Raw genomic sequence first — 16747 nt, forward strand, 5'->3', positions numbered from 1 at the left:
CCTATGCTTTTCCCAAGATTCTATCCTTTCAGGCCGGATGTCGCAATTCCCTCCACGAAATACTTTTGCAGTGTGATGAAGAGGACGAAGCATGGCACCAGCGACAATACCGACATGGCGAACATCGGGCCCCAATCCGACTGGGAGCTGGAGTCCAGGAACAGCCGCAGCCCGAGCGGTACGGTATATTTGCCAATATCGCTTAAGAAAATGAGCTGGCTGAAGAAATCATCCCAGGTCCACATAAAGGTGAAAATCATCGTCGTGATCAGTGCAGGCAGCGCCAGCGGAATAATAATCCGGCTAAAAATCTGAACCGGGCCGCAGCCGTCAATGGTTGCCGCTTCGTCCAGCTCCTTCGGCAAGCCGCGGATGAACTGTACAGTCAGGAAGATGAAGAAGCCGTCCGTCGCCATCCACTTGGGCAGAACCAGCGGCGCAAAGGTGTTCACCCAGCCCAGTTGGTTAAACAGGATGTACCGCGGGATGAGCGTCACATGCAGCGGCAGCATAATCGTCATCAGCATCAGCGCGAAGCCCGCCGCCTTGAACCGGAAATTCAGCCGCGCGAACGCATACGCTGCCATGGAGCAGGTGATGACGTTGCCGAGCACGGCCCCCAGAGAGACCAGAGCGGAGTTCTGGAGGAACCGGGCGAAGGAGCTTCCCTGGAAGCCGAGCCAGCCGCTTACATAATTATGGAAATTCCACTGGCGGGGCCAGAACCAGATTTCCGAGAAAATCATATTCGCCGGCTTGAACGAGCTGCCAACCAGCCACAGCACCGGGTACAGCATGACAAAGGCGCTCAGACAGATGATGAAGTGCTTCAGCATAGCGGTACTTTTTGATGCGCTGCCTGTATCCATAGCTTATTTCCCCCCATCTTCATAATGCACCCACAGCTTGCTGCTGCCGAACAGCAGGAGTGTAAATATCCCGATCAGCAGCACCAGCACCCAGGCCATCGCCGAGGCGTATCCCATCTGGAAGAAAGAGAAACCCTTCTTGTACAGGTACAGGGAATACATCAGGGTGGAATTCACCGGGCCCCCGCTGCCGTTACTGATAATGAACGCTTGGGTGAACGACTGGAAGGCGGTGATCGTCTGCATGATGACATTGAAAAAGATGACCGGAGACAGCACCGGCAGCGTTATATGCAGGAATTGCCCCACTTTGCCCGCACCGTCCACCGAAGAGGCGTCATAATATTCCGGCGGTACCTGCTTCAGCCCGGACAGGAAGATGATCATCGACGAGCCGAATTGCCAGACCGACAGCAGGATAAGCGAATACAGCGAGTATTTGGGATTCGATACCCAGTCTGGCGCCTGTATCCCCACCATGGCCAATAGCTGATTCACAAGGCCCCCGCCGCCCAGCATCTTGCGCCACAGCATGGCAATGGCGACACTTCCTCCGAGCAGTGTGGGAATGTAATAGACCGTCCGGTAGATGCCGAGGCCCCGTATTCCTTTGTTGAGGAGCAGGGCCACGGCCAGGGCGAACATCAGCTTCAGCGGCACAGACACGAATACGAAGATGAAGGTGACTTTCAGCGATTGGATAAATAACGGATCTGCGGTGAGCATCGCCCTGAAGTTGTCCAGACCGATCCATCTGGAGCTCTCCAGAATACTGTAATCTGTAAAAGAAAAATAGAGTGAGGCCGCCATCGGCCCCAGTGTCAGGCACACCAGCCCCAGCAGCCAGGGCGACAGGAACAGAAGCGCAATCCCGTTCTGATTGTAACTTAGCTTTGTTTTAGGCCGCTTCATTCCTGCTGGTCTATCTACCGTAATCAGATCTGCACTCAATGGCTTCCTCGCTCCTCTGTATTTATTTGGCCTTGTCCAGTATGGCGTTCGAACCGGAGATGAACTGTTCGCTTACCTGCTCAATTCCGGCCTGACCGAAGGAGATCTGCTCACTGGCGCTCTTGAAGTTCTTATCAATCTCCGAGAAGCCCTGCGGGTAAGGCGGATCAATATCGCTTGAATGCTTGGAGACCACATCGATAAAATCAAAAATCAACTGCTCTTCGGCGGTAAGCGACGGCTTCAGCTGCTCCCGAACTGCGGAGTTAACCGGTACTCCCCGTTCAGCCCCCAGAATAGCGGTACCTTCCGGGTCGTTGACCATGAAGTCGATCAGCTTCGCTACCTCCTTTGGATGCTTGGTTTTGGCATTCCCGGAGATGAACTGGCCGGGCTTCAGATATTCGCCGATCTTCTGTTCCCCTTCCATATGAGGAATCACCTGCATCTTCAGCTTCTGGCTCTGGTCCTTCAGGACATTCTGATAGGTAATCAGCTGGTTGGACCAGGCGAAATCAAGGGCGGACTGGCCGACAGACAGCGGCCGGGTCTCCAGGGCATTCGTCATCGCGGCAGTCACCTCTGCCGTTGTAGCGCCGCCGCTGTCCCGCAGCCCCTGCCAGTAATTGAACCATTCATCGATGACCTCCTTGGAGACACCGAGCTTGTTCCCGGCGAACAGGCCGCTCCCGTTCTGGCGCACGAATACCTCGAAGATATTCGTAGTGCCCGAGATATCCGGCGTGCCATAATAGCCGTCGCCTTTCTTCTTAGCAATCGCATTCGCCATCTCAGCAAAATCCTTCCAAGTCCATGACTCCTGCGGCTCGGCAATCCCCAGCTCCTGCAACACGGAAGCATTATAGATCACGCCGGGAGCGTTCACTCCAAGCGTAACGGCATAGAGTTTGCTGTCGATGCTTCCGGCCGAGAGCATACTGCTGTCATGCCCCTCCGTCCGCAGTGTTCCATCCTGGGTATAGGGCGTCAGATCCAGCAGGGTGCCGCGCTTGGCGTAATCGGACAGGAACGCATAGTCCATCTGAATGATATCCGGAGCATTCGAGCCTGCCACCTGGGTAGACAGCTTATCGAAATAGCCGTCCCAGCCGGAATATTCCGGCTTAATCGTGATACCCGGATTCTTCTCCTCGAAGCGCTTGATCATCTTGGTCGTCAGATCGTGGCGTGTCTGCGATCCCCACCAGGTCATGCGCAGCTCGATAGCAGAGGCTGAACCCTCTGTCTTGGCGGAAGCCTTGGCCCCCTCCGGTGAATTCGCTCCACTGGATGAGCATGCAGCGGTAGTCAGCAGCAATATTGAGCTTAGAAGCAAGGCAAGTCCTTTGGTCCCCTTGATTGTCATCTGGTGCCTCCTCAAATTTGTGAAGTAAGCGGTTACATGAATGATTATACGGAACGCCCTGCATAGGGTAAATCCAGAAAAGTAAGGGGTTATATCAAATAAGTAAGACAAAAGCCAGCCGAAGAGTTCCGGCTGGCCAGTGAAATATGAATCTGTCCGTAAGCAATCTACTCCAGTTCCAGGCCCTTCGTTTCTTTCCCCAGAAACAGCACCGCTAGGGCGCCGATTACAATCGTAACGAAGAAGATCATGAAGATCGAGCCGATCCCTACAGCCTTGCCAACCATCAGACCGACCAGCGTAGGGGCGATAATGCCTCCAATCCGTCCAAAGGAGGTGGCAAGACCGGCCCCTGTCGAACGGATCGCCGTCGGATACAGCTCAGGCGTATAAGCGTACATCCCGCCCCAGGCTCCAAGGTTGAAGAAGGACAGGCAGATCCCAGCTGCCATCAGCATGCCTTCGGTCGTCGAGTTGCCGAACCAGGCGGCGCTGACTGCTGTCAACAGCAGATAGATGACCAGCACGAACTTGCGGCCGTATTTCTCAATGAAATAGGCGGCGGTGAAGTAACCCGGCAGCTGGGCGAGGGTCATGATCAGCACATACTCGAAGCTTTTGACCAGACTGAACCCCTTCAGCACCATCACCGTCGGCAGCCACAGGAACATGCCATAATACGAGAACACCACAGTGAACCACAGAATCCACAGCATGATCGTTGAGCGGCGGTGCTCAGCCGACCAGACTGCCGCCACCCGCTTCTTCAAAGGCACTGGAGGAGCTTTCTTGATCTCCGCGAACTTCGGTGAATCATCGATCGCCTTGCGCAGATAGAGCGCATATAACGCCGGTACCGCCCCGATGGCGAAGGCGACCCGCCAGCCGTAATCCGGAATGACGAAGTAAGCAATCAGCGCCGACAGAATCCAGCCGAGCGCCCAGAAGCTCTCCAGCAGCACAACGGCCCGGCCTCTATCCTTCACTGGCATGCTCTCGGAGACCAGTGTAGAGGCCACCGGCAGTTCTCCGCCCAGCCCGAAGCCGGCAATGAAGCGCAGCACACACAGTACGGCATAGCCTGCGGCGAATGCCGACAGTCCGCTTGCAACGGAGAAGATCAGCAGCGTCCACAGCAGCACCGATTTGCGGCCGAAGCGGTCCGCCATGATTCCGGCTGCAGCCGCTCCGACTGCCATCCCCACCGAGTTAATGCTGGTTAAATAGCCGATTTTCTCCGGCCCGAGTGTCCATTCCTTGGCCAGTGCGGCCACGACGAACGAGATCATCCCTACATCCATCGCGTCGAACATCCAGCTTAGACCTGCGCTGAAGAGCAGCTTCCGCTGCTTGCGATTCTGCAGCAGCGACATTTGATTCCACATGACTTAAGGCCCCTCTCCCCTGATTCCCTCTATTCCTCTAATCCCGGACTAGTATCACTTACACATTCTAGAAGCGGACGGTTCAAAAATCAAGGAATAACACCGCATTGAAATATTGCCGGGCCATCGCCTGAAAATAACAGGTCTGCACCGATATTGCAGCGATCAGCAGCATATTCTGCACCGCATCCCGCTGCCCCCGGCTCAGGTGGCTGAGCCGCTTCATCATTCCGTCCATGGCCGACTTGATCGCGCTGTCCGATTTCCACAAATACTCCTTTGGATTCCCGGTTAGAGCCTGCCCCTGCGCCGGCAGCGGGGAGCGGGTCTTAATCTCCTCGAACAGCTCGGCGTACCCGTGATACAGCTGTGCCGGCTCCACCAGATCATCGTCATCGCGTTCCGGCGCCAGGAACAGCATACGGAAGAGCTGGCGGATGCTCTCGAAATCAAGGGCAGCCTTGAGATCATCTATTATAAATAGAATTGCAGCCTGATTAATGGAGTACTTCTTCCCTTCACGCGGAGACCCGAGGTATTCCTTGAAATCCCGCTTTACCCAATTCTGCATAGCCGAGACGGATAATGTGGAATACTCAATCAGTCTGCCAAGCGAAGCAATTTCACCCAGGGACAGCCCTTTGACGCCGCCGCCTTTGATCAGCTTTTGCAGAATCGGGGGAATATCCGTAGACAGAAAAGCAGGCAGGCTCGTCCCCTCCCGCACCTCGTCACGGTGGAACTTGGTCCAGGCTTCCTGCAGAATATGGAGCGGCTTCCGCTCCGAGTTTGGCCCTAGAGACAGTAATAGTCCGGACATCTCTATCCGGCTAAGTGTAAAAGCTTCCATAGCTGGCAACCCTCCACCATTTGATATTTCACTGAAAAGTTCGTACAATAGGTTCATATGAACTCATAATATGAGTATAACCTATTTTAGGAACGAAAGGGATGGTAAAGATTATATGGGTATAGGACTTAGTTTGACGCTCGTGGCAATTTTGATTATTTTAACCGCATTTTTTGTAGCGACGGAGTTTGCAGTAGTGAGATTACGGGGAAGTCAGGTCAGCCAAATGGTGCTGGACGGCAAGAAGAATGCACTGGCGGTTCAGCGGGTAGCCGCTAACCTGGATGGATATTTGTCCGCCTGTCAGCTCGGTATCACGATTACTGCACTCGGGATCGGGGCATTGGCAGAGCCTGCATTTGAGCAGATGCTCCTTCCACTGTTTGAAATGGCAGGCATTAGCCACAACGCCAGTAAGCCCTTTGCTTTTGCATTGGCCTTCATTATCGCCACTTTCCTGCATGTCGTGGTCGGTGAGCTTGCACCGAAGACTGCCGCTATAAACATTCCGGAGAAAATTGGTCAGATTACCGCACCGCTGATTATTTGGTTCTACAGAATATTGTACCCTTTGATTTGGATCATGAACGGTTCCGCCAACCTGCTCGTCCGCATGTTCGGCATGAAGCCTGCCAGTGAACACGGTGATGCGCACAGCGAAGACGAGATCCGCCTGATCCTGTCCGAGAGCTATGAGAGCGGCAAAATCAACAAAGCGGAATATGGTTATGTCAACCGGATTTTCACCTTTGATGAGATGCTCGCCAAGGAAATCATGGTTCCCCGGACAGATATGGTATGCCTGTTCACCGATCATTCGCTGCAGGAGAACATTGATATTATCCGCAAGGAGCAGTATACCCGCTTCCCTGTGGCAGACGGCAGCAAAGACAATATCATCGGTATGATCAATACCAAGCAGCTCTACCTGCAATATGACAACAATCCCGATTTCGATTTCAAAAGCCTGATCCTCCCGATTCTTACGGTGTCGGAGGTTACGCCGGTGAAGACCCTGCTGACCCGCATGCAGAAGGAACGCGTGCATATCGCCCTGCTGCTGGATGAATACGGCGGCACCTCCGGCCTGATTACGATTGAGGATATTCTGGAAGAGATCGTCGGCGAGATCCGCGATGAGTTCGATGAGGATGAACGCCGCAATGTGGAGAAGCTGAGCGAGACCCATTATCTGTTCGACGGCAATGTCTCCCTGCTGGAGGTCAAGGATCTTACCGGACTTGATTTCCACGATGATGAAGTCACAACCATCGGCGGATGGCTCTACAGTCACCTGGAAGAGCCGGTGGTCGGCAAAAGCCATCAATACGAGCATGTCACCCTGACCGTCCGTGAGATGAACCGCCACCGTATCCGCAGTGTTGAGATCCTGATCGATCTGTCGGTCACCGAGGATTCTGCTCCAGGCAACGAATAAGGCGGATAGATAAGCCGCAACAAATAAGGCGCTCCCCTTGAGCTACTGGGGAGCGCCTTTCTTTGTTCTTTTACTAGGAAACTATAGTTTTCTACTGCTGTGGAAAAGATGTGTGTAAATTTGTGGATATGAGTTCTTTGAATGATTCGTAGAATAACTTTGAAGCTGAATGCGACTGTAGGTTAAAGGTATGATTAAACTGAATACAATTAGCTGGCACAGCGCATATGGACCAAATGTATGTGAAAAACAGCATACATTTTGCTCGCAAACAGGCGGACGGTCTGAGTGTATGTGAAAAACAGCATACATTTCGCTCGCAAACGGGCAGATGGTCTGAGTGTATGTGAAAAACAGCATACATTATGCTGAAAACGGGCAGACGGTCTGAATGTATGTGAAAAACAGCATACATTTTGTTCGCGCGAAGGTAATTCTCTTTATCCGTTAAAATGATTTTATTCCTATAGTTAATGCAATTAACTATAGACTTTACCCATATAGTATTCATCCACCCATTGTCCGTCCACCAGCAGCGATTTTGGCTTCAAGCCCTCGATTTCAAAGCCTTGCCTCTTATACAGCGCAACCGCCTGTTCATTATGCTGCATCACCGTAAGCTCCAGACGCACCAGGCCGCACTGCTTGGCCCACCGGTCCATTTCTCTGAACAACGCGCTGCCGATACCCCTACCCTGATATTGCTTCAGGATGCCGGTAATAATATAGGCGCTGTGCCGGTTGCGGCTGAAGCCCCCGCCTTCGACTGACAGGTATCCCGCAAGCTCACCGTCTGCTTCCGCTCCCAGAATAAGCGAGTTCTCCGCTTGGTCTAAGTCTCTAATCATGTCTTCCACCTGGGGAATGCCGCTCTGTCTCTCGCCCGGGGCCAGCAGCATAAAGGAGGTTTCCCCATCCAGACGATGCTGGAGGTTCAACAGCGCCGCTGCATCTCCAGGGAACAACTCCCTCAGTGTTACGTTCATTTCCATGCCTCCTGCAATAAAGAGAAAATATTTTCCTTGTATAATTAATGTCATTAACAAATATAATTAACCCAATTAACTAAGTGACGGAGCGGCAGATCATCAGCACATTTCCGTCCGGGTCCTGGAAGTTAAACCAATGGTCATTCTCAATATCGGTAAGGATCTCCGCTCCGCTGGCTTTGACATAATCATAGGCGGCATCGATGTCCTCTGTAAGCAGATGAAAGGTCGGTACCTTCAGTACGGCCTCAGTCGTGAATATTTTGCTGTCCAGTACAATCCCCGGTCCCTGCATCGGCACATCGTACAGATGCCCGAACAATACCTCGCCGTCCAGCGGCAGCCCCAGCAGGCTGCAATACCAGTTTTTAGACCTTTCGATATCACTAACCGGAATGAAGACAGCGCCAACCTGATTGCGTATCGGACTTGTCACAGCAGTATAGCCTCCTCATATAAGTGCAAGTTTTTGAATCCTATAGCCTTTAATGATTTCGATAAAATCTGTCAATTTCCTGCCTGTTTGGTGACGGGAATATAAGTTATGCTATAATCTTGTCAGATCCTATCCCTATTGTCAGGAGAATGAACTTGGCTAACCTTTTCTTTGGGCATCTGAAGCTGACGCCGCCCAAAATACTATCACTGGGCTTCGTGCTCCTGATCGCTGCCGGAACCCTGTTGTTATCGCTGCCCGCTGCTTCTACCGGCGGAAGAATCTCATTCATTGATGCGCTGTTCATGGCCACCTCGGCGACCTGTGTAACCGGTCTTGCCGTTGTCGACACGGGAACGCAGCTCTCGACCTTCGGACAGATCGTACTGCTGGTGCTGTTCCAGTTCGGCGGTCTCGGCTTCGTAACGATGGCTACACTGATCACCCTGGTACTGAACAAGCGAATCTCACTGAAGGAGCGTCTGCTGCTGCAGGAATCCATGAATCAGAATTCCATGCAGGGGATCGTGAAGCTGATCCGCCGGGTTCTGATCTATTCCCTGGTGATTCAGCTGACCGGAGCCATCCTGCTGGCTGCCAGATTTCTAGTGGATATGCCTGTAGGCAAGGCAGCCTATTACGGATTATTCCATAGCATCTCTATCTTCAATAATGCGGGTTTCGACTTGTTCGGCGATGTTCATGGACCATTCAGCGGTTTGACCCGGTATGTAGAAGATCCTGTTGTCAATATTACCTCCATGCTGCTGATCTTTCTTGGCGGAATCGGCTTCATCGTCTTGTCCGATGTGATCGACTATCGGAGGCGCAGGCGGCTGACACTGCATTCGAAGGTCGTGCTGGCAACTTCAGCCGTGCTGATTCTGGTCGGAGCCGTGATCTTCTTCTTGCTGGAGCTGAATGCTACGCTGAAGCCGCTGCATGCCGGAGGCAAGATTATGGCTTCCTTCCTGCAAGCCATAACGCCCCGTTCCGGCGGCGTGACGACCATCGAGATTCCGCTGCTGCGGGAATCCACGCAGTTCCTGATGATTCTGCTGATGTTCATCGGGGCTGCTCCAGGTTCAACCGGCGGCGGAATCAAGATTACCACCTTTGCCATTCTGGCCAGCACCGCCTACGCCAAGCTCCGGGGCAAAGAGGATATCGTGATGTTCCGCCACCGCATCTCGAAGGAGAATGTCTACAGAGCCATTACCATGACACTGCTCTCCCTGATGCTCGTAGTCATCTCCACCATGCTCCTGTCCGTAACGGAGAGCGCAGATTTCCTGAGCGTATTGTTCGAGTCAGTGTCCGCCTTCGGCACCTCGGGCATCACCATGGGACTGACCACAGAGCTTACCACGACCGGTAAGGTGCTGGTGATCATACTCATGTTCGTGGGCCGGACTGGACCGCTTACCCTGGCCTATGCGCTCAAACCGAAGAACAGCAAGGAGCTGTACCGCTACCCGGAAGGCAATATCACCATCGGCTAATGCAATGAAACGGTGTAACAAGCAAGCGGATACGTGAACTCTTACGGGAACTATTAAAAATGCGACCCTGCTCGTCCAAGGCCATCGGCCTAGGCGGGGGTCGCATTGTTGTATCCGGGCGAAGCTTAAGCTTCCTCCTCCGGGATCTCCTGGGTATCCAGTGCTGCATCCAGCAGCTGATTGTACAGATCATCGTCATGCTCCAGCAGCGCATCCACTTCCAGGAACTGCTCCTCACTCCCCGGCTCACCGGCGAAGCTCAGGCTGTAATCCCATTCGGTTCCACGGGAGCTGAAGAACGTAATTTCATAGGGGGAATGATGATTCTCTAATGTAAATACTGCTCTCCCTACAAAACTTCGGTCCTCCACGCGTTTCATTTCTGCTTTGGTGATTTCCAGGTTCATCCTCTTTCCTTCCTTTCATCTGATCATGCCCACAATACACAGTATAACATTGATATGTCAGCAATTCCTTTCCTTTTGCGCTGTAATTGACTTTTTTCATCCGGCGGTTAATAATTTAGTACAATGCTGATACAGAGCTAAAAATTATGGTAATGGAGGAAATCGCAATGACAGAAACAGAGCTTCAGGACAAGCTAAGTAAATATGCGGATCTCGCGGTACAAATCGGTGTGAATGTTCAGCCGGGACAGGTCCTGGTCGTGAACGCTCCGATCACTGCGGCCGAGTTCGTCCGCCTGATTACCGCCAAGGCGTATGCCATCGGCGCAAGCCAGGTCAAGGTGAACTGGAGTGACGAGTTCATCACCCGCCAGCAGTTCGAGCATGCCGCACCCGAAGTATTCACCAAGGCCCCAACCTGGTTCGCCGGTGAAATGACTGAGCTTGCAGAGGACGGCGCCGCCTTCCTGTCGGTCATTGCCGAGAACCCGGATGCCCTCAAAGGCATTGATCCGGAGCGGATAGCGAACTTCCAGAAGACCCGGGGTGCAGCGCTTACGAAATACCGCGAATTGCAGATGTCCGACAAGGTGAGCTGGAGTATTGTAGCGATCCCGTCCCAGCCTTGGGCAGACAAGGTATTTCCTGACGTTCCTGCCGAAGCGCGTGTGGACAAACTCTGGGAAGCCATCTTCCATACGGTCCGTCTGGACCGCGAGGACCCTGTTGCCGCCTGGCAGGAGCATCTCGATACGCTGGAGTCGAAGGCCAATGTCCTTAACGCGAAGAAGTACGCAAGCCTGCATTACATAGCCCCTGGAACTGACCTTAGCATCGAGCTGCCTGAAGGCCATTTATGGGCGCAGGGAGACAGCATCAATGCCAAAGGTCATTCTTTTGTCGCTAATATGCCGACGGAAGAAGTGTTCACCGCTCCGAAAAAAACCGGCGTGAACGGTACGGTCCGCAGCACGAAGCCGCTCAGCTACGGCGGGAATGTGATTGACGGATTCTCGATCACCTTCGAACAGGGCCGGATTACCAGTGTGAGCGCCGAGCAGGGCCAGGAAGCCCTGGAATACCTGATCAGTCTGGATGAAGGCGCCAAGTATCTGGGGGAAGTCGCGCTTGTGCCGCATAAGTCCCCGATCTCCGAATCAGGGATTCTCTACTTCAATACCTTGTTCGATGAGAATGCCTCCAACCATCTGGCTATTGGCACCGCCTATGCCTTCTGTCTGGAAGGCGGCAAAGAAATGAATCAGGAAGAACTGACCGCCCGCGGCCTCAACACCAGTGTAACCCACGTTGACTTCATGATCGGCTCCGCCGAGATGGATATCTACGGAATTACTGCTGACGGTACGCGCGAACCCGTCTTCCTGAAGGGCAACTGGGCCTTCTAAGCCCTGATAAGCTATTGTATTTCATTAGATGATGAATGGAGCTGAAGCTATTGCTGAATTTCAACCAAAAGCTGGAGAATTACGCACTGCTCGCTGTAAAGATCGGCGTTAACATTCAACCCGGCCAGACCCTTGTCGTTAATGCGGATATCGTATCGGCTGAGCTGGTCCGCCTGATTGTCCGTCAAGCCTATGAGGCCGGAGCGAAGCTCGTCAAGGTTAACTATTCCGACGAATTCGTCACCCGTACCCGTTATGATCTCGCGCCGTCCGAGAGCTTCCTGGAGCCGCCGAAGTGGCAGGCCGATGAATTGGAGGATCTGGCCCGGAACGGCGCTGCGTTCCTGACGATCATCTCGGCGAATCCGGACCTGTTGAACGGCGTTGAGGCCAGCCGGATCGCCGACCATCAGAAGACGGCAGGCCAGGCTATGACCGCTTACCGCGAGATGCTGATGGCTAACCAGGTCAGCTGGAGCGGCCTCGCCTTCCCTTCCCCTTCCTGGGCCGCCAAGGTATTCCCGGATGCTGCGCCAGAGCAGCAGATAGAACTGCTCTGGGACGCTATCTTCAAGGCTGTGCGCGCAGACCAGGAGAACCCGGTGCAAGCCTGGAGTATCCATCTGGCCGGCCTGAAGCAGCGCTGTGAGCTGCTGAACGCGAGGAAATACCGCAAGCTGCACTACACGGCTCCGGGCACCGATCTGACGATCGAATTGCCCGAAGGCCATATCTGGTGTCAGGCCGGTGCGGTGAACAGCCGCGGCATGTCCTTCCTGGCGAACATTCCGACCGAGGAAGTGTTCACTGCTCCGCTGAAGACCGGGGCGAACGGTACGGTCCGCAGCACGAAGCCGCTAAGCTATGGCGGCAACATCATCGACCGCTTCAGCCTGACCCTGGAGAATGGTAAAGTGACGGACTTTACCGCTGAGGTGGGCCAGGAAGCCCTGGCTTCCCTGCTGGCGATGGATGACGGCGCCGCTTATTTCGGTGAAGTTGCACTGGTGCCCTTCCACTCTCCGATCTCGGAGAGCGGCATCCTCTACTACACCACACTGTATGACGAGAATGCTTCCTGCCATCTGGCACTTGGCGCTTCCTACGCTTTCACCTTGCAGGATGGTATCAACCTGACCAAGGAACAGCTGGTGGACAGAGGCATGAACCAAAGCCTCACCCATGTCGACTTCATGATGGGCTCCCCGGAGATGAACATCGACGGAATTGCCGATGACGGTTCCACAGACCCGATCTTCCGTAATGGAGATTGGGCTTAAGCTTAATCATTGTACTATAAAAGAGACCCCGCTATTTCCTCTTGAGGAATATGGCGGGGTCTTTGTGTTTTTCAGGGGGAATTTTCCCCTGTGAGTGCTATGTGGTGAGAGTGCCATGAGATTTTATGAGTGAGTGGCTGATTGCACTTTCTGCAATAGAATTCACGGAAACTACGGTTAAAACACCTTCTGCTGTATTTCGTACAACAGATTTCCGGATTTCAGCTCCAAACCCCCGTTTTCTCAAAATTCTAGTGTATAAAGTGCAATAGATTCATTTTTTCGGCGAAATTAGCACTCATCTAATGTATAAAGTGCAACCGGAGGTGAAGTTAAGTGGGTCAATGCAACCAAACAGCCCAAATGTGAACATTTAGTCAAAGAATTTTCACAATATTGTTGAAATTAGTTCACAAATATGTCACAATACAATTATAGATAGTGTTTACAGTGCCAAATGAGGAATGTTCTAGTCCAAGAATAATCTAAGGAGGGAATTCTGATGAAAGAATCTTTTAATATTGACAACACGGATTCTACGGAATCGGAACGTCTGGAAGTCCAGGCTCCCAAAGACTTAAGTATCGTTGCCTCCGATGCCATCAAGTACACGGCCTACATCATGCTGCTGTTCGGGTTCTTGTACTTCCTGGTCGCCTATCTTGGCCCTATGCTGTAATGCTGCTTCACAATACACAAGAGATGCGGGACAATCATATATACGTAAGCGCTTACGGCCAGTCTGCTCCTGCGGGAATAAGATTAGCCGTTTTTATTTGTTCCCCATGTCAAAATACCAAAAACGGCAGCCCTCTTCATGCTGAGGACTACCGTTCTTAGTTTATTTCCAGGTTTATTTCCAGCCCAGCGCCTTGTTGATCCAAGCCACCGCCTCCGGTGCCCAGGCCGCTTCCATGCGTGAACGCAGCCAGGCTATCGCCTCTTCTCTCGACCCCGCAAAGGGCTGAATGTCTGCTTCCTTCATCCAATGACCCGTGGTTTCATAAGAGGTGCTGTTCCAGCCATTCGGCTCTCCGTCCGCATTCACCCGCTGCTTCACACCGGAGATTACGATATCCAGAGACCCTTGCAGCTCCGTTACCGCGTTGTCAAACGCTGTTTTCTTCTCCTTGGCCTTCATATCGGCCATAGAGCGCAGCTCCCGCGTCTCTATTCCCTCGTTCGCCCGGACAATCTCCAGCAGGCTCAGCGCTTCCCTGGTAGCCAGACCGCTCTCATACCGATCTATCATAGACTGCTGAGGCCCGGCCGCTGCCAGATACGCCGGAAGCCACTCGCGGGATACGAGTATGGCTTTTTTCTTGATGAACTTCCCGTAGCCGGCTAAGCCTTCTCCAGGGAATCTGACCCGCCAGCCCCAAGGGTCCAGTTCGGTATCGGTATGCCAATTCTCCGCCAGCGTCAGCCCGTTCACGGACGGATGCTCCGGGATCAGGGAGGCCAGCGGTACAATCCCCAGCCTGGCGACTACCTCAGCCATCTCTTCAAAGGTGGTTACACCTTCATGCTTCTCAGTTCTTCCCAAGTAAATCCGCCTCCTGCATCAATCTGGCTTGTACATCTAATTCAGCTTATCATTATTTACGGGCAAATTCATTCCTCTTCTTTCCTTCCCGCAGGTTAATCACATTTTTTAACTTCCCCCCGATAATTAGCCATTCTAAAACTGGCCCCGCATCCGCATGAGGCTTTGGCATTAGGGTTATTCATGGTGAATCCGCCTATCATACCGCTTTGTTCATAGTCAATTTCGAGACCATCAATATATGAAATACTCTTCGTGTGAACGACTATACTGAATTCACCTTTATTGAATACCATATCCTCTTCCGTTTGCTGCTCATCCAGGACAAGGGTATAAGATAATCCGCTGCAGCCCCCTTCTTCAACCCCTACTCTAAGAAAAGAATGCCGGGTATCTGCGCTTAATAAGATTTCGGCAATTTTCTCTGCTGCGATCTCACTGACCTCAATGTTCATTTTCATTCCTCCTGTACAAGCTTCATTTAGTTTCTGGTACTCCAGTCCATTAGACAGGGTATGAATGTAGCGAGAGCCACTCCTTTTGGCGTAAGTTCATAGAAGGTTTGCGGAGGGCATTTCAGACTTGTTTTCTTGACCAGATTATGGTGTTGAAGATCCTTTAGACGTCTGGAAAGGATTCTTTGCGAAATGGAAGGGATACTCCGGTTCATTTCGCTAAATTTCTTCGGACCATAAGAAAGAGTGAATAAGATATGAATCGTCCATTTAGACCCGATGATGTCATAGGCAATAAGAAGCTTCTCCTTATCCTCAATGGACAATGACCGGTACACCCTCTTTCTTAGGATCACCATTCCGGCTGGTTTGCTGTGAGATCCGTGTACTGGCAGTCAGACTTATGACGATCAACAAGAGATGGAAGCCCATGGCTACAATTAAGCCGGATTGCAGTGACATTCCAGCAGCCTGACAAACAACAAGGATAGAACCTCCAATCCCGATAACTACACCGGGTGTAAAAGAATCCGCAAATTGCAGATTTGCCGAGGTTTGGCCCGCGCCGCCTTCCCCGGCTTGAGAAAAGGCTACAACACCGCTGACCGGATGCGCCAATCCAATACCGACCCCGGCGATAATCTGACCCATAACGGCAACGGCAACAGAAACAACCGGTATCCAAAAGACGATGGCAATCCCTACGGCAAGCAGAAATACCCCCAGAATGATTCTCATATGACGTCCACGGCCCTGATCTGCCGCATCCCAGCGTCCTTGCAGATATGAAATGATACACCAGCTTAATGCTGCACTCGCTACGATTAAGCCGGCCTGAGAAGGGATTATTCCTTTCACCTCAATGAGGGCCAATACCAGGAAATTCTGTGTGCTGGCATAGGCAGCGAAGAACAGCCCGCGTGTTGCCAGAATCGCTGGCATCCCTCTCCGCAGCGTAAGCGTTCCCTTCGGCAGCAATTGACGGAGCGGTAATATCATACCTACGAGGCCAATCAGGGCGAAGACAAATCCCATCATACTCGGAAGCATACTTAGACCAACCAGGAAAAGGCCGGTACCCATCGTTAAGAGTAACGCCATCCAAGTAGATGAAGATCCGCTAGCCCCTCCCGTCTGCTGCACTTTCAATTTCCTGAAAGCCGGTAAACTAAGCACTGCTGAAACAACAAGTGCAGGTAAAATTCCCCAGAAAACAAACCGCCAGGACCACTGATCTGCTATAAGACCTGCTACGTATGGACCGAGCATAGACGGAAGAACATAGGCTGTACCAAAGGCTCCAAGTATTTTGGCACGTAACTCATCCGGGTAACTTAAAGAAATAGCCGTATACACACAAGTCATCATAGCTCCGGCACCCAAACCTTGCAGGGCCCGTGATCCTATCATGATATACATATCGCCTGCTGTTGCCGCAGCGACCAGTCCTGCGATAAACAACAGAAGCGCATAAGTGAATGGTGCAGCAGGGCCTCTTTTATCTATGATTCGACCGACGACCAGCGTTCCGATAATCTGCGCAAGCAGATACGTACTGAATATCCACCCGAACAGGCTAAGACCGTTCAAGTCTCCAGCAATTGAGGGAGCAATGGTGGTTACGGACAGACCTTCGAATCCCACGGCCATCACTGACAAGATAATTCCTATGGATAATGCAAAGTAACGCGGACTGAAAATACTTTGATGATTAGCCGACATGAATGGTGACCTCCAAGAAAATGTGATATGTATACATCGTATCCGGATACTTAGTAAACATTTTTGTTTATAATGTCTAAGCTACAGTCCGCCTTTGACTTTGTCAACATTTTTGTTTAAAATGTAGGGAATGATGTAGATTGAG

17 protein-coding genes are annotated in these 16747 nt (G+C 52.1%); 5 read left to right on the plus strand and 12 right to left on the minus strand.

Annotated features, from left to right (window positions below; all coding sequences use genetic code 11):
* Positions 1-20: 20 nt before the first annotated feature.
* From MHH28_RS07160 to MHH28_RS07180, 5 genes are all read right to left on the minus strand, one after another.
* Positions 21-869 carry a carbohydrate ABC transporter permease gene (locus MHH28_RS07160; protein WP_405113426.1) on the minus strand — a complete coding sequence of 283 codons (849 nt, stop codon included), beginning with the start codon at positions 867-869 and terminating at the stop codon, positions 21-23.
* A gap of 3 nt (positions 870-872) precedes the next feature.
* Positions 873-1781 carry a carbohydrate ABC transporter permease gene (locus MHH28_RS07165; protein ID WP_405116902.1) on the minus strand — a complete coding sequence of 303 codons (909 nt, stop codon included), beginning with the start codon at positions 1779-1781 and terminating at the stop codon, positions 873-875.
* A 61-nt stretch (positions 1782-1842) separates the two neighbouring features.
* A complete protein-coding gene (locus tag MHH28_RS07170) occupies positions 1843-3186 on the minus strand; it encodes an ABC transporter substrate-binding protein (RefSeq protein ID WP_405113428.1) in 1344 nt (447 codons plus the stop codon).
* Positions 3187-3353: 167 nt separating this feature from the next.
* Complete coding sequence (locus MHH28_RS07175; protein ID WP_405113430.1) at positions 3354-4571, minus strand: MFS transporter; 1218 nt, start codon at positions 4569-4571, stop codon at positions 3354-3356.
* A gap of 82 nt (positions 4572-4653) precedes the next feature.
* Positions 4654-5421 (minus strand): DUF1836 domain-containing protein, encoded by a 768-nt coding sequence (locus tag MHH28_RS07180; protein WP_405113432.1) that lies wholly within the window; start codon positions 5419-5421, stop codon positions 4654-4656.
* Positions 5422-5536: 115 nt separating this feature from the next.
* Between MHH28_RS07180 and MHH28_RS07185 the strand changes: the two genes are divergently transcribed.
* Positions 5537-6859 carry a hemolysin family protein gene (locus tag MHH28_RS07185; protein ID WP_405113434.1) on the plus strand — a complete coding sequence of 441 codons (1323 nt, stop codon included), beginning with the start codon at positions 5537-5539 and terminating at the stop codon, positions 6857-6859.
* A gap of 479 nt (positions 6860-7338) precedes the next feature.
* Here the strand turns inward: MHH28_RS07185 and MHH28_RS07190 are convergent, their stop codons facing one another.
* Positions 7339-7845 (minus strand): GNAT family N-acetyltransferase, encoded by a 507-nt coding sequence (locus MHH28_RS07190; RefSeq protein WP_405113436.1) that lies wholly within the window; start codon positions 7843-7845, stop codon positions 7339-7341.
* Positions 7846-7924: 79 nt separating this feature from the next.
* Complete coding sequence (locus tag MHH28_RS07195) at positions 7925-8284, minus strand: VOC family protein (RefSeq protein ID WP_405113438.1); 360 nt, start codon at positions 8282-8284, stop codon at positions 7925-7927.
* Between the two features lie 149 nt (positions 8285-8433).
* Here MHH28_RS07195 and MHH28_RS07200 point away from each other — a divergent pair, with 149 nt between their 5' ends.
* Positions 8434-9786: a TrkH family potassium uptake protein gene (locus MHH28_RS07200; protein WP_405113440.1), complete on the plus strand. Its 1353-nt coding sequence runs from the start codon at positions 8434-8436 to the stop codon at positions 9784-9786.
* Between the two features lie 125 nt (positions 9787-9911).
* On the opposite strand, the gene MHH28_RS07205 is transcribed toward MHH28_RS07200, so the two are convergent.
* Positions 9912-10193 (minus strand): hypothetical protein, encoded by a 282-nt coding sequence (locus tag MHH28_RS07205; protein ID WP_405113442.1) that lies wholly within the window; start codon positions 10191-10193, stop codon positions 9912-9914.
* A gap of 167 nt (positions 10194-10360) precedes the next feature.
* On the opposite strand from MHH28_RS07205, the gene MHH28_RS07210 reads away from it, so the two are divergent.
* From MHH28_RS07210 to MHH28_RS07220, 3 genes are all read left to right on the plus strand, one after another.
* Complete coding sequence (locus MHH28_RS07210; protein ID WP_405113444.1) at positions 10361-11599, plus strand: aminopeptidase; 1239 nt, start codon at positions 10361-10363, stop codon at positions 11597-11599.
* Positions 11600-11649: 50 nt separating this feature from the next.
* A complete protein-coding gene (locus MHH28_RS07215) occupies positions 11650-12879 on the plus strand; it encodes an aminopeptidase (protein ID WP_405116906.1) in 1230 nt (409 codons plus the stop codon).
* Positions 12880-13381: 502 nt separating this feature from the next.
* Positions 13382-13558, plus strand: a complete 177-nt coding sequence (locus MHH28_RS07220; RefSeq protein ID WP_405113446.1) for a hypothetical protein — start codon at positions 13382-13384, stop codon at positions 13556-13558.
* Between the two features lie 174 nt (positions 13559-13732).
* On the opposite strand, the gene MHH28_RS07225 is transcribed toward MHH28_RS07220, so the two are convergent.
* From MHH28_RS07225 to MHH28_RS07240, 4 genes are all read right to left on the minus strand, one after another.
* Positions 13733-14425, minus strand: coding sequence for a hypothetical protein (locus MHH28_RS07225; RefSeq protein WP_405113448.1), 693 nt, complete (start codon positions 14423-14425; stop codon positions 13733-13735).
* A 95-nt stretch (positions 14426-14520) separates the two neighbouring features.
* Positions 14521-14880: a HesB/IscA family protein gene (locus tag MHH28_RS07230; RefSeq protein WP_405113450.1), complete on the minus strand. Its 360-nt coding sequence runs from the start codon at positions 14878-14880 to the stop codon at positions 14521-14523.
* Between the two features lie 26 nt (positions 14881-14906).
* Positions 14907-15239, minus strand: a complete 333-nt coding sequence (locus MHH28_RS07235; RefSeq protein WP_405113452.1) for a winged helix-turn-helix transcriptional regulator — start codon at positions 15237-15239, stop codon at positions 14907-14909.
* Positions 15196-16602: an MFS transporter gene (locus MHH28_RS07240; protein ID WP_405113454.1), complete on the minus strand. Its 1407-nt coding sequence runs from the start codon at positions 16600-16602 to the stop codon at positions 15196-15198. The genes MHH28_RS07235 and MHH28_RS07240 overlap by 44 nt, the downstream gene beginning before the upstream one ends.
* Positions 16603-16747: the final 145 nt, after the last annotated feature.

The organism is Paenibacillus sp. FSL K6-1217 (genome assembly GCF_045040735.1).
GTDB lineage: Bacteria > Bacillota > Bacilli > Paenibacillales > Paenibacillaceae > Paenibacillus_AQ.